We start from the raw sequence: 13,080 nt of genomic DNA, 5'->3' as shown, positions 1-13,080 counted from the left end.
TTCGGGAAGGTACGCCCTTCGCGTGCCCTCCGGAACTGATCCACAGGTACTGAGCATTGCTCCGGACCTCTGCAAGGACGGCGGGATAGCCCACCTGTTTGACCGATGGTCTGCCTGCGGGCGCGCGAGCAACGTGCGGCTTCGCCTCACTACGAATGCGCCCCTCAGCCCCACGAAGGACAACGCATCCACGCTTGCCCGTATGTGCGGCCCAGACCCGGAACTCGCGGACGGCAGGGACGCCATGGCCAAGAGCCTGTCGCAGCACCTGCTAAAGGTTCGCTGGAAGCAGCCCTACGACAGCATCCCTAAAGTGCTGCCGGAGCTGCGCAAGGTCGGTGACATCGCTGCCCCGCAGGATTTCATCGACCAGGTGGCCGCCTTCATGGCAGTACTGGAGATCGACTACAAAGATGTGCCGTCCCATCGGCACATCACGGATATCAACATCCGCCGACTGCTTGAACCGGCCATCGAAGATCTTCAGCTCGAGCAGGTCGACGTGAACGCCAGCTACAGACGGATCATCGAACGGGTGGAGCAGGCCAACCGAAGCGAGGGCGAGCAGGGGCAGCTCGCTGCCTACGTAGCCGACTCAAGTCGAGTGCGTTATGACACCCAGATTCTGCGACGGGTCGCGAGCCGTGCGCTCTACCGCCAAACGATCCTGGACGAGTTCGTCTATCGCCGAGCGACTGTGCCGACGTACACCCGCGGCCAGACACCCACAATCGCCCCTGGCGGGGCAGCACTCCGTAAGAAGCTGGCGCAGGGCCAGGTGCCTTCTGACGAGGCCGCCTACGCCGAGGAGCTCCGCTCGGCCTGGTACGTAACTTGGTCACAGCGCCGTTCCGGGCTGGCAGGGGACGCCATGGATCTGGAGAACCTGCGCTTGGAGGTCGTGGACACCGTCTTCGACTGCCGGGCGCACGCGCAGAGCGAGGTCATTGACGGGGCTGCCTACGGGCAACGGATGAATCAGCTCATCAGGCAGCGCCTCACCCCTGAGGTCATCGACACGACCCGCAGCTCGTCGAGGACCAGGCCGACGAGCTCACCCCGGCCGGGGCGCCGCGAAGCCCTCGCCGCACCGGCCCCGGCGCGTCCGGCCGAGCTCGCCCCGGCCTCTACCGGGAGGCGCGCCACTTCCGGCCGTCCGGGCGGCCGGTGTCACGTGCCGTGTCGCGCGGCCCCCTGTCGCGTAGATAGAACCGGCCTCTGTCTGGCCGGTTCCCACCTGGTACGCCCCCTACCCGACGGCCACAATCAGGGGCGGCCGGCTGTCAGAGACTTCAAGGAGCAACTGTGAAATTTGTCCGGGCACTTGCTTTGATTGGCGCCACCAGTGCCTCCGCGATCGTCTTCGCGGCGCCACAGGCGGAGGCCGCGTCGTATAACGGATGCACATACCCTCGCGTCTGCTTCTATCTCACGATCAACGACTGGAACGCGGGAAGGCCCACCGCCTCGTACCAGGTACCTACGTCCGGCTATCAGAGCCTCGGATCAGGCAGCTACAACGCTGACATCGTCTGGAATACTCGCAACGATGACCGCGTGTCTATCCGCAACACATTCGCGGGAAGCACTACTTACACCTGCATCGCACCTAACAGTGGGCTGCAGTTCAGCAGAGACATCACCGTCACTGGCGTCCGAATTGAAGATCCGGCGAGTTGTTAGCCTCGAAGTTTCGTGACGGGCCGCCGACGGAGTCGGTGGCCCGTTTTCGTGCCGTGGGCTGAGGGTGGGCAGGCCGAGGGCCCGAGTGTCGCCTCGGGGTGGCGCCGGATTCCACTGCTCCGGGTGTTGAGGTGCTGTCGTAGGGACGGGGAATCCGCTGGTCAGCCAGGGTCGGGTAGTTGGATGAGCCGTTCGAGTGCGGCGGTGATGTGGCCGGTCCAGGGCCAGTGCCGGGCCAGGCGGAGGATCTGGCGGCGGCCGGTGGTGACGAGTTGTCCGGCTGTGGTGAACAGGCGGAGCCGTAGTCGGCGGGGTTCCCAGAGGCGGGCCTTGCCGGTCAGGGCGAGCATTGGCATCCAGGCCAGCAGGTCGAGGGCGATCTGCACGATCTCCAGCCAGATCCGGTTCTGGGCGGTGCGGTGCAGGGGCATGTTGCGCAGGCCGGTGGCGCGGGCGTTTCGGATGCGGTCCTCGGCCCGGGCTCGCAGCCGGTGACGGAGCTCGAGCTCTGCGATCGGCCGGCCCGAGGTGTTGGTGGCGAAGCAGGTCAGCCGCATGCCGTCTGCATCGGTGAGCCGCAACTGGGCTCCGGGGTGCGGTCGTTCTTTCCTGACGATCAGCCGCATGCCCTTGGGCCAGCCGGTCAGGACGTCGCCGGTGAGTTCGGCGACCCAGGCGCCGTCGCGGATCTCGCCGTCCGTCTCGACGGCCGGAGTCCAGGCCGATGCCGGAACCTTCAGCACGTGCTGGTGGACCTGCTCGGTGATCACCAGGCCGACCGAGTAGGACAGCCACCGTCCTCGCTGAGCGAGCCAGGCGACGAAGTCGTGGGTGCCGCCCGCGGAGTCGGTGCGGATCAGGGTCCGGCGCCCGCGCCGGTACTTCTTCGGCAGTTGGGCCAGTGCCAGTTGGGTGGCGGTGATGTGGTCGGCCGCCGTGTTCGATCCCGCGTTGCCTGGTCTGAGCAGGGCCGTGACCGGTTCACCGGTGCCGCCCTGTCCGTGGTCGACGAACCCCATCAGCGGGTGGTGGCCGTAGGTTCTCTTCCACGTGGGTGCGGCGTCCTCCTTGTCCGAGTGCGCGATCACCAGCACCCCGTCGAGGTCCACGGTTACCGTTCCGCCCGCATCGGGCGCTTCCCGGTCGGCCAACCGCCAGACCTGCTGGCGGGCTTCAGCCCGCGCGGCCCGGATCGCGGTCAGGGCCTTCGGCCCAGCCGCGGCGAGGGTGTCGATGAGGCGGGAGACCGTTGGGTCGGAGGCCGCCGGCCCGAACACGGCCGGCTCGGCCCGCAGCATGGCGACATCCGCGAGGCAGTCCCCGCCCAGCGCGACCGCCAGAGCCACGTCCAGCAGGATCTTGCCCGGGTCGTGCACCGCCCGAGCCTTCCGCCACGGCGTCAGCGCCGTCGATATCGCGGTGTCCAAGCCGGCCTTGCGGACCGTCTCGACCAGCAGCACGCCCCCGGCCTGCGAGACCACCACCCGGCCGCTGCCCTCGATGCGGACACGCGGGTACGACCCGATACGCTTCTTCACCTGGGAAGTGCCTCCGACGGTGGCAGGAACAAGGACCTCGACAATCCTCATTCTTGCTGGTCAGAGGCACTTTTCGCTTACCTGACCACCCGTCGGACAGCCCGCTTCATGAAAGCGCGAGGCTAGATGCCCCTCCGCCTCACCAGTAACCCTCTGCACGCTCTCAAGGCCCCGGCGCCCGGGTCCTGACGGGCCGGGGCAGACTACGGATCGCTGGTTGTCGCCAGATCGGCTGCGTGTCGATGAGGCGGGAGCAATGCTCAAGACCTGTGGATCGGGCTCGGGGTTGAACGCAAAGGGCGTACCTTCCCGAGTGATCCCGTAAAGGTCATCGAGTAGGCCCGCGCTGTGAACGCGGGTCGGGAAGGCACGCCCGTGCTCAGCGTAGTCAACGAAGACGGCACCCCGCAGTCCGGCTCCCTGATTGACGAGATCGTCCGGGAGGGCGCGAGGCGGATGCTCGCCGCCGCGCTGGAGGCCGAGGTCGACCAGTACATAGCCGAGCTGGCCGCCGAGAAGGACGAGCGCGGCCGCCGCCTGGTCGTGCGCAACGGCCACCACCGGCCCCGCGCCGTCACCACAGCGGCCGGCTCCGTCGAGGTCACCGTCCCACGCGTGAACGACAAGCGCGTCGACGAGGAGACCGGGGAGCGCAAGCGGTTCTCGTCGAAGATCCTGCCGCCGTGGTGCCGGAAGTCCCCGAAGATCAGCGAGGTTCTCCCACTGCTCTACCTGCACGGACTGTCCAGCGGCGACTTCGTGCCCGCGATGGAACAGTTCCTCGGCCGGCCTGTCGGCGGCGACGGTGACCCGGCTGACGAAGCAGTGGCAGGACGATCACACCGCCTTCCAGAAGCGTGACCTGCCCACCAGCGACTACGTGTACGTGTGGGCCGACGGCGTCCACCCCAAGGTCCGCCTCGGCCAGGCCCACTCCTGCGTCCTGGTCCTCATGGGCGTCCGCCGGGACGGCCGCAAGGAGCTCATCGCGCTGGCCGAGGGGCTGCGGGAGTCCACCGAGTCGTGGGCCGACCTGCTACGGGACTGCCGGCGGCGCGGCATGACGGATCCCGAGCTGGTCGTCGGCGACGGCGCGATGGGCCTGTGGCGGGCCCTCGCGGAGGTGTTTCCGCAGGCCAGACACCAGAGATGCTGGGTTCACAAGATCCGTAACGTCGTCAACGCCCTGCCGAAGTCGGTGCACCCGGGCGCGAAGAAGGCCCTCCAGGAGATCTACAACGCCGAGGACCGCGACCACGCCGAGAAGGCGGTCAAGGAGTTCGAGCGTGCCTACGGGATCAAGTGGCCGAAGGCGACGAAGAAGGTCACCGACGAGGTCGACGAGCTCCTCGCCTTCTACGACTTCCCCGCCCAGCACTGGGTCCACCTGCGCACGACCAACCCGATCGAGTCGACCTTCAGCTCCGTGAAGCTCCGGACCAAGGTCACGCGCGGCGCGGGCAGCCCGGCAGCCGCGCTCGCGATGGTCTTCAAGCTCGTCGAGTCCGCCCAGGAACGCTGGCGCGCCATCACCGCACCCCACCTCGTCGCCCTCGTCCGCGCCGGCACCCGCTTCGAGAACGGCATCCAGGTCGAACGACCCGAGGAGCCCGCCGCAGCGTGAACCACCTCAACCCCGAACCACAGGTCTTGACAATTACTCGTTTCTGCGAGGAACGGCTGGGGCGGCCGCTCTCGGACGCGGAGCGGATGGAGGTGTTCTGGACGGCCGTACACACAGCTCCTGGCCCTTCCGTGGTCGCTGACCCGCGCTCGGCGCTGCGCGCCATGATCCGCGCTTTCGAGCGCACCCGCGGCCTCCTCACCGTCCCGGGTCGTCGGCTGGTTGTGCTGCGCTCGGCGGAGCCGTTGCTGGTCCTGGCCGACAGTGGAGTGGCTTTGCGCCGCAAGGACGGCGCCTTCTGCCTCACTCCCCCGCTGCTGCCCGAGACGGTCGAGGTCTTCGCTCCGCTGTCACCGACGTGTCTGCTCATCTCCACACCCCGCGCGCACTACCGGCCTTATCAAGGGCTCACGCGCAAGATCGCCGCCAAGGCCAACGCCGGGGCAACAGCCTGGTGCCAGGACGCCGTCTACCGGCTCACATCCATGCCCTGGCCCGCCCGGCTGCGGCTCAACGGCATCCCACTGGAGGTCCGGCCGCCGCGGCTGACAGCGGTACCCACCCAGCAGCAGCCCGTCCCCGCACCGACCCATCCCGAGATCCGCCGCAGCGAGCTGCGCGCCCTCCTGGAACAGCTCACCCACGCATCCGCTGATCAGCCTCCGCCCCCCGGGAAGGGGTAGCAGGACGCCATACTGACCGCGGTGGTACGGCATATTCGGGCGGAGCTGCCGGCTGCATACGAGTGCGGGACGCAGGAGGCCAGGCAACGGTCAGGACTGCAGGGGGCGGTATGAACAGACAGGATCAGGCGGATGCGGTCAACCGGGAGATGGCCGCGCGTCTTCTGCCTGATACAGCCTTGCAGGCGTTGGGGCGATGGTGGGACCGGAACCGGGCAGAGTTCGCGGACGGGTCTCCGGGCACACACGCGGTCCGCTACGCCCCCAGCCGGTGGGGGCACATCACCCCTTGGCCTTCGGCGCTGGCTTCGGCATCCCACCGTGGTGATGCCGAAGTCAGCAGGGCGCAGGTGGCGTCGATCGTCACGGAGGCGCTGCGGCGCGAGGCCTACCGGGAGGCTCTGGTCGCCACCTATGTGTGGGGGAAGGGGAAACGCGGCTCCCGTAGAGGCAGCGGCCCTGCCATCCTGGACAAGATCCTGAGCGCCGGGTACCTGGATGCCGCACTGGAGCGAGCGGTCACCACGCTGAGCGAGCAGGGCGCAGAAGCCGCTTACGCTGGGCTCCAGGGCCTCGTTCCCGAGTTCGGCCCGTCGTTCTACACCAAGTTCCTGTACTTCGCCGGCAAGTCGGTTCGGTCGGCCTCCGGCCCCCAGCCGCTCATCCTTGACCAGGTTCTGGCCCAGCAAATGCGGTGCCTGGCCCAGGCAGTCGGCCGGGAGACCGGCCACGACCCCGACGGCTCGATCGCGAGCTGGGTCTGGCGGGACGCGAACTGGTCACCGCACCGCTACGCGGTCTACCTCTCCTTCATACAGGCGGCCTCCCGCCAGGCATCGGCAACGCCCCTCTGGCCGTCCGACGCCACGCCCGACCTACTCGAATACGCGCTGTTCAGCACCTCATGGACGTGAGGGCGCCGGTATCAGCCGACCGCGGGGAAGAACCGGCTGCGTGGCGGTCGGAGTCCGGGGCGATGAGGAGATCGGGCCGGGTCGCACATATCCACCGACCGGCAGCAGAGCGCCGTCGGCCAGCCACCAGAGAGCGGCGCGGCTGGCCTCAGACCGCAGCGGCACCGCCCACGTTCACCAGCACGGGCAGCCGTCAAGCCTCCGCCCTCCGGTGCGCAACTACCTCAACCTTGGCTTCAAGCGGCCTGGATGGAGTGGTTGTTCACCTGATCCGGTGAATTCCAACTATTCGGCTCACTGTTACGTCGACAGCGGTGAGAGATTCGCGGTGCACGTCGGTGGCTCATCACCAACGTCCGCCTCATACCGCCGTCGGCGGAGCAGGAGCAAGCTGCGAGAGGTCCAGGCACCGTCCAGGTGTTGTTGGGGCTGATCGTTCTTCGGACGCTGGCAGGTGGACCGTACGGGGCGAGGAACTGCCGCACACCCCACGGGTGTCGGCCTGATTCCTTGCCAGCACGAGGCTTCGGCACTCGGGCGCGTGACACGCTCCCGATGGTCGGGAGCTTCTGTGCTCGCCCGGGACGCCCGGGTGGAAGGACGCCACCATGGCCGCGAAACGGTCCGACGACATCTACCCGCAGATCGGCAACGCCCTCTGGGGCGGCCGACTCGCGGACGCAATCGATAACACCTGCGCGGACCACGAGGTCGTGCCGGCTCCGCAGCAGGCGATCTTGGAGGGTCTGGCCTCTGCGCTCCCGGACACCGAGATCAAGGCCCTGATCGCCACCCAGCGCGGCAGGAGGGTCCTCAAGCCCAACGCCTACCGGCTCGTGCAGGCCGGCGACGAGCAGGTGCTCCTGCTGACCTGCGACGTCCACGGCGCCGCAGTGGTCCCCTGGGACCTCAACGACCGCACCGCCGTCCACTGGTCGTCGCCCGCTCCGGAGGCCACTCAGCGCGTCAAAGACCTCGTCGCCACCGAGCTGGCGCTCCAGGACGCCACGAAGAGCGCGAAGTCCGCCGAGAAGGAGCGCGATGCCCTGCGCCGGGCGCCGGGGGACGACACGTACGCGCCGCAGGCACTGGCCGCAGCCACGCAGAAGCACCAGGACGCCGTCCGCCGCGTGCACCAGCTCATGAGCGAGCAGCACGCTCTGCTCTCCGCGCTCGGCAACCGGCGGCCGCGCCCGGTCGTCCGCGCCGTGCAGGAGGACGGGCAGCCGAAGGCGGCTCTCTGCCTGGCCGAGCAGCCCTACGCGGTGGCCGTCCACATGCAGCGGTACGCCGCCGACAACCTGAAGCGCGCCGGAAAGACCCGCGGGTACGACCTGGCCGAGTCCCTCGCGGACACGGGCCAGCTCTCCAAGGGCATGAACGTCCTGCAGCAGTGGCAGATCACCCACGCCGACGGCACGGTGTCCAAGCTGTGGCGGCTGGCCGCCGTGACCGGGAACAACCGTGCACTGGCCCGCCTCGATGTCTTCGGAGTACGTCCGGAGCACCTGGTCACGGGGATGCCGCAGTCCCTCGTGCCCATGCCGAAGGACAAGAAGGACGGCCCCGAGCCGCTGCTGCTGAGTCTGCGGGAAATCCTGAACCGGCTCTCCGCCCGGCTCAACAGGGACGGCGCGAAGCCGGAAACGGCGGCGACCGACCCGTCGCTCCGGGCTGCGAAGATCGCCACGGTGTCCGCGGAGATCGTGATCGGCTGCACCAAGCCCGAGGCCCTGGAACACGTCCTGCGGGCCCTGAACGTCAACGACCACCTGCGCGGCATCCAGCCCTACGACGAGGACGCGCGCCTGATCGCCCTGTTCGCGACGCTCGTCGACGCCTACGCCAGGGAGTCCCTCCTCGCGGACGCGCTCGCCGAGGCGTTCCCCCAGGCGCGCGCCGTAGATCTCCTCGATCTGACGGGAGTGCGCGACGCTCTTACGGTCAACGGGCCGCTCGATCCGCTGGAGCCGCTCGTGCCCGCAGGCGCCGACGTCTCCCCGGTCGTGCTGCGCGACATCGCGGTGCGCGCCATCACCGCGCTGGTGTTCCCCGGGATCCCGCCCGAGACCGGACAGACGACGAACGCGCGCACCGTCCGCGACACCGGGCGGTTCTGGCCGGTCGTCAGGGGGACGCTGCAGGAGCCGGCGTGGAGCCTGATCCGGGCGAAGGCGGCCGAGGGGCGCACGCGTCTGTGGTCCGCCGCCGTCGCGCAGTTGTTCGTGCGCAGGGGCAACATCCTCTCCGCGCTCGGTCTCTTCGGCCCTACGGAGGCCAAGGAAGGCGCCGGGCAGGATCCGAGGCCGCTCGCGGAGCTGCTCCTGGGGGCGGAGGCCGGTGACGCGGCCGCCTGGGCCGCCCTGGTCCAGCGGATGGCACCGGCGCTGATCCACGCTCCCCAGCCGTTCATCACCCCTGGGCAGGGCAGCGAGGCGGGCGAGGGGCGCAAGGGCGTGCGACGCGCTCCCAAGACCGCCCTCGCCTCCCTGACGCTGGCGTACACGGCGGGCGCGCCCGGCGTCAGCCGGGCCCTTCTCCTCGCATTCGCGAAGGCCGTTCTGGAGCACCCGGACTCGGTGCGGCCGCCCGAGTCGGACGACGGTACGCCCCTGGTCTGCTACGGCGAGCAGGACTGGGCCGAGAAGAACCGGACAGCGATCACCGCGGGGATGGTGATCGCTCCGGATGCCGAGGGCCGGCCCACCTGCTACGTCGCCGACAAGGAGTGGTTCGACGAGCTGTTCCCTGTCGCCCTCGGTACCCCGGCGTCGGCAGCGTCCAAAAGCCCCGCCAACGCGCCTGCGGGCACTGGGGACACCACGGACGCCGGTGCCGTGACCACCACGCACGGCGAGGCGGCTGCCGACCCCCGCGACCAGTTGGCCACGCTGCGCCGGGAGCTGCCGGCACGGGTGGAGCTGGTCGAGGGGAGTTACCTGAAGGCAGTGGACGCCGCCCACATCCTGATGACGGACTTCGAGGACGCACACCGCTTGCGCGTTCAGCTCGGGGAGGATCCGCTCCCGGCCGAGCAGCGGATCGAGTGGATGGAGAAGCTCGCGAAGGTACGGGCCGCCGCACAGGCCAGCGTGACGACGCTCGAGCAGGTGGAAGCGCTGATCCTGAAGGTCTGACCGGCCTGAACGAGGAGGGCCCTCGAAGTGATCGGGGCCCTCCTCGTTCCTTCCCGGCCAGCGGTAGACGTCCTTGCTGCCGACACAGACCGGGATCCGGGCTCCGGGTGTGCGGGGTGGGCGCGATCACACGCCGCCGCCCGTCAGCTGGACGCCAACGGCGGCTGGCCGCCCGGCGCATCGCCCGACCTGCTCGAATGCGCGCTGTTCACCACCACATGGCAGTCATCCGGCTGACACCACAGTGCGGGAAAGAGGCGCACACGCTGCGTGAGTGGCCCTCAGTGGCCGGGGGCGCTCTGACGGGGCCTGGGCAGCGTCGTCGGAGCGGGCAGGTACGGTCGCCGGGGTGAACGCAGATGCTGCTCCGGACCCCCGTCGGCTCGGAGTTCCGAAAGAGATCGTGGACGAGGGCGCTCGCACGCTGCGCCACGCCTGCAGGTCCCTGAACGAATTCGTCGAGGGTCTCGCCGAGGGAAAATCCGTCGACGGGATGTCGCCTGCCGACGCCGCGTGGGTCAGGAGCTCACATCACCGGCACCGTGCGGCACGTTCCCGGCTGTGGGCCTGGGCCGGCTGGAACACGCAGCTCACCCTCGGCAACATCCTTGACCACGTCCAGGCGATCCAGCGAACTCTGGTGGGCGAGCCCGTCGCCATCTGGTCGCTCGTCTCCCTCTCCCGCGTAGTCCAGGAGGGTGCGATTCGTGTGTGCCACCTCTACGAGGGTGGGATAGCTCCAGAGCGGCGTGCGGTACGGATCGCCGCCGCGTGGCTCAACGGGGCGCAGCAGCATCAGGTCGCGGCCAAGGACGTCGGTGCACAGGCGGTTCCGGGGGCGGACAAGATCTGGGAGTACGCCGAGCGGACGGTCCAGCGTGCCGGGATGAGCATCGGGCTGAACAACAGGGGTCGTCCGAGTTCAGCAGTGCTGGGCTCGGTGCAGGAGCAGTTCGCGGTGAGCCTGACCAACCTCGCCGCTAAGAGGCCGACGCACCTTCCCGCCTGGTACCGCATATCCTCCGCCGCCTCCCACAGCAGTGTCTGGATGGTTGCTCAGGCCTTCGCTTCCGATGAGGACGACGAGCCGGTGATGCGCGCCGATCCGGAGATCGTCACGGCGTCGGTGCTGGCTGTGCTGGGAGCGTTCGAGGACCTTGTGGAGACCCTGGGCACCTACCACGGCACAGATCCGCACCAGGCGCTGCTGACCGTACGCCGACGCACCGTCGCGGTCCTCGACCGTCAGCGCACGTGGCGGCACCGGGCCCAGGAGGATGCCCGCCTGCTCCACGGCAACGACAACCTCTGAGCCGGAGCTGGCGCCGGCGCCGCCGACGGAACCGAGCGCCCACCACGAGATGGGCGTGCTCGGTGTCACGCGTCGTCGCTGGCGAGGCTCAGCTCGATCCGGGTTTCGTGGAAGTGGTCCCAGTCCATGATCAGGCGGAAGCGGTGGTGTGTCTCCAGGCGTTCGGCGTCGGCCGGCTCCTGCCCGCGCAGGATCTTGGCGTCGTCGGACTGGACGAGTTCGGCGAGGGCGAGGCGCAGGTCGTTGACGTCCTGGCCGGTGGCGCCGGCCAGGCGGTCCAGGGAGGTGAGAATCTCTGGCGGTTCACTCAGATCTTCGAGCAGGTGGTTGACGAGGACGTCGACGAGGGGTCCGGTGCGCATGATCCAGCGGATCTTGTCGAGCCGCCGGGTGAGTTCGGTGTCCAGGGGCAGCAGGTCGCCGGGGAGCGGCAGTGCGGCGGGCATCGACCACCGGGTTCCCTGGGGTGTTTCCTTGCGGGCTGCCAGGCCCCACGTCAGGTAGAGCTCTGCGAGTTCCCGCACCGTTGTGGGCACCGGGTAGCCGGCGGCCGTGAGCATGGCGCCGAACTTCTCCCAGCGGTCCGCCTCGCACGCCTCCCGGCCCTCCGGGGCCTCCTCGTAGTCCCACTCCTCACCGTGCCAGGTGAACGTGAGGGCGCCGTCGAGATCGCCGCCGATCATGTCCCAGGGGCCGCCGCAGAGATCCTGCAGCAGGTCGTCCAGGGAGCCGGTGAACCCGGGCTGGGCCGCGGTCCCCATCAGCATGGTCAGGGCGAGGGCCTGGCGGGGCAGGACGTGTTCCCAGCCCGAGACGAACCAGTCGTTGTGCATGGCCAGGTCCCGGCGCTGGCCGGGGACAGAGGGGTTTTCCATTATCCGCATCTCTCTGTGGGAACGGCCGGACGCCCGCAGCGTACGCACCGCAGCGCGGCAGGTTTGGTCACCGACGGCCGACCCAGGCCTGATGGTTGGGAGCGACGTGCAGGTGCTCGCGCAGGCGGCCGCGCAGGACCCCGACGCGTGTCCGGCCCTCCAAAACCTGCAGCCCGCCGGCGCCCGGGTCCAGGAGGCACCGCTCGATCAGGAGCGGCGGGCGCAGCCACGTTCCGTGCTCGTCCCAGTGCCGGGCGACCTGCGGGGGTCGGACGGTGACCCAGTGCACCGGGTTGGCGGCGTAGCTCTCGATGCAGCCGGCATCGGAGGCTCCGGTCGGCATGCTGGGGAAGTCGGCGGCCGGGGTGGTCTCCAGTCGCCAGGTGATGTCGCGCAGGTCGATGGTGTCGTAGTCGTTGATGAAGGCGGTGTTGTCGCCGTGGTCGAAGAGGAACTGCTCCAGGACGTCGTCAGGCCACCGCAGGTCGGCCAGCTCCGGGTCGGCGCGGAAGCGGTCATAGCTGAGAGCGCCGTCCCGGCGGCGGGCCATCAGCGGGCCGAGGTCGGTGAGCTTCATGCCACCCGGTCTACAGGGATTGGTTGACGGCGTTGCGGATGGCCATGTCCACGGCGCGCTCGCCCGCGAGTTCGTAGTAGAAGCGGGCGCTGCCGGGGTGGTCTCGCAGTACGCCGGCGAGAATCCGGGCTGCCTGGCCGTGCAGGTGGCGCAGCCAGTTTTGCGTCGCGCTCTGCTGGTCGAACTCGTTGGAGGCCTCGTCCCAGGTGCACATTCCGCGGGCGGCCTCCTCCAGGAGGTCCCACTGTTCGTCCTCAGCCGCTTGTCGGGCGACGCCACGCAGCCACGCGATGGCCCGCTTGGACTCGTTGTAGTGCGGCCAGCCGGTGCCGTCGCCCCGGACGTGGCCGGTCATCGCCTCCACCAGGGTGCGGGCCTGCTCGGGGTGCTCCAGCAGGAGCGGCGCGGCCGTTCCCGCGTCCAGGCTGGGCAGGACGTCCAGATAGAGCTCGTAGTCGTCGCCGTGGTTAGCGGCCAGGGTCAGCAGGCGGCGGATGGCGTCGGGGTCTCCCTCCTGGGCGGCCGGCAGGAGTTGTTGGCCCCGCGCGGCGGGCAGGTCGATCTGCGGTGCGGTCTCCTTCTCGACCATGTCGAGGAAATCGGCGATCGTCTGCGGGCGCTGCTGCGGATCGCGGTAGGTACACCTCCGTACGACGCCTCGCCAGGGCCCGGACGACTCTGCTGCGCAATTCGCGAGTCAGGCCGTGAGTCGGTAGGCGAGGCGTTCGAGGCGGCTG

The 13,080-nt window shown here is 69.2% G+C and carries 9 protein-coding genes and 1 pseudogene; 6 read left to right on the top strand and 4 right to left on the bottom strand.

The genetic code is table 11. The annotated features are described in order from the left end of the window. The first annotated feature begins 244 nt into the window (after positions 1 to 244). The gene (locus ACFPZI_RS33135; protein ID WP_381370875.1) at positions 245 to 1,309 is read left to right on the top strand and encodes a hypothetical protein; all 1,065 of its coding nucleotides are present in this window, start codon (positions 245 to 247) and stop codon (positions 1,307 to 1,309) included. A 535-nt stretch (positions 1,310 to 1,844) separates the two neighbouring features. Here the strand turns inward: ACFPZI_RS33135 and ACFPZI_RS33130 are convergent. After that, on the bottom strand, positions 1,845 to 3,221 hold the full coding sequence (locus ACFPZI_RS33130; protein ID WP_381370874.1) for an IS1380 family transposase: 1,377 nt from the start codon (positions 3,219 to 3,221) through the stop codon (positions 1,845 to 1,847). A gap of 375 nt (positions 3,222 to 3,596) precedes the next feature. Between ACFPZI_RS33130 and ACFPZI_RS33125 the strand changes: the two are divergent. From ACFPZI_RS33125 to ACFPZI_RS33105, 5 genes and pseudogenes are all read left to right on the top strand, one after another. After that, positions 3,597 to 4,845: pseudogene (locus ACFPZI_RS33125) on the top strand (IS256 family transposase). Then, positions 4,842 to 5,528 (top strand): hypothetical protein, encoded by a 687-nt coding sequence (locus tag ACFPZI_RS33120; RefSeq protein ID WP_381370873.1) that lies wholly within the window; start codon positions 4,842 to 4,844, stop codon positions 5,526 to 5,528. Before ACFPZI_RS33125 ends, ACFPZI_RS33120 begins: the two are co-directional and overlap by 4 nt. A 110-nt stretch (positions 5,529 to 5,638) precedes the next feature. Next, a complete protein-coding gene (locus ACFPZI_RS33115) occupies positions 5,639 to 6,442 on the top strand; it encodes an 8-oxoguanine DNA glycosylase OGG fold protein (RefSeq protein WP_381370872.1) in 804 nt (267 codons plus the stop codon). A 608-nt stretch (positions 6,443 to 7,050) separates the two neighbouring features. Further along, positions 7,051 to 9,579 carry a hypothetical protein gene (locus tag ACFPZI_RS33110; RefSeq protein ID WP_381370871.1) on the top strand — a complete coding sequence of 843 codons (2,529 nt, stop codon included), beginning with the start codon at positions 7,051 to 7,053 and terminating at the stop codon, positions 9,577 to 9,579. A gap of 349 nt (positions 9,580 to 9,928) precedes the next feature. Next, the gene (locus ACFPZI_RS33105; RefSeq protein ID WP_381370870.1) at positions 9,929 to 10,891 is read left to right on the top strand and encodes a hypothetical protein; all 963 of its coding nucleotides are present in this window, start codon (positions 9,929 to 9,931) and stop codon (positions 10,889 to 10,891) included. Positions 10,892 to 10,956: 65 nt separating this feature from the next. Here the strand turns inward: ACFPZI_RS33105 and ACFPZI_RS33100 are convergent, their stop codons facing one another. The 3 genes from ACFPZI_RS33100 to ACFPZI_RS33090 all read right to left on the bottom strand — a co-directional run bounded on the left by ACFPZI_RS33100 (position 10,957) and on the right by ACFPZI_RS33090 (position 12,932). Continuing rightward, positions 10,957 to 11,766 carry a DUF6042 family protein gene (locus ACFPZI_RS33100; protein ID WP_381370869.1) on the bottom strand — a complete coding sequence of 270 codons (810 nt, stop codon included), beginning with the start codon at positions 11,764 to 11,766 and terminating at the stop codon, positions 10,957 to 10,959. 67 nt (positions 11,767 to 11,833) lie between these two features. Further along, entirely contained in the window at positions 11,834 to 12,343 is a 510-nt protein-coding gene (locus tag ACFPZI_RS33095; RefSeq protein ID WP_381370868.1) for a hypothetical protein, read from the bottom strand. A gap of 10 nt (positions 12,344 to 12,353) precedes the next feature. After that, entirely contained in the window at positions 12,354 to 12,932 is a 579-nt protein-coding gene (locus tag ACFPZI_RS33090; protein WP_381370867.1) for a hypothetical protein, read from the bottom strand. Positions 12,933 to 13,080 lie beyond the last annotated feature (148 nt).

It is taken from the genome of Streptomyces chlorus, assembly GCF_042655885.1.
Classification (GTDB): Bacteria; Actinomycetota; Actinomycetes; order Streptomycetales; family Streptomycetaceae; genus Streptomyces; species Streptomyces chlorus.
Note: the sequence above shows the minus strand (reverse complement) of the source record. Positions and strands in the feature narration are given on the sequence as shown.

Excerpts from the sequence above, each read along its gene's own strand:
- ACFPZI_RS33090 (WP_381370867.1), bottom strand. The coding sequence starts at position 12,932 with ATGGTCGAGAAGGAGACCGCACCGCAGATCGACCTGCCCGCCGCGCGG.
- ACFPZI_RS33100 (WP_381370869.1), bottom strand. The coding sequence starts at position 11,766 with ATGGAAAACCCCTCTGTCCCCGGCCAGCGCCGGGACCTGGCCATGCAC.
- ACFPZI_RS33115 (WP_381370872.1), top strand. The coding sequence starts at position 5,639 with ATGAACAGACAGGATCAGGCGGATGCGGTCAACCGGGAGATGGCCGCG.
- ACFPZI_RS33095 (WP_381370868.1), bottom strand. The coding sequence starts at position 12,343 with ATGAAGCTCACCGACCTCGGCCCGCTGATGGCCCGCCGCCGGGACGGC.
- ACFPZI_RS33110 (WP_381370871.1), top strand. The coding sequence starts at position 7,051 with ATGGCCGCGAAACGGTCCGACGACATCTACCCGCAGATCGGCAACGCC.
- ACFPZI_RS33135 (WP_381370875.1), top strand. The coding sequence starts at position 245 with ATGGCCAAGAGCCTGTCGCAGCACCTGCTAAAGGTTCGCTGGAAGCAG.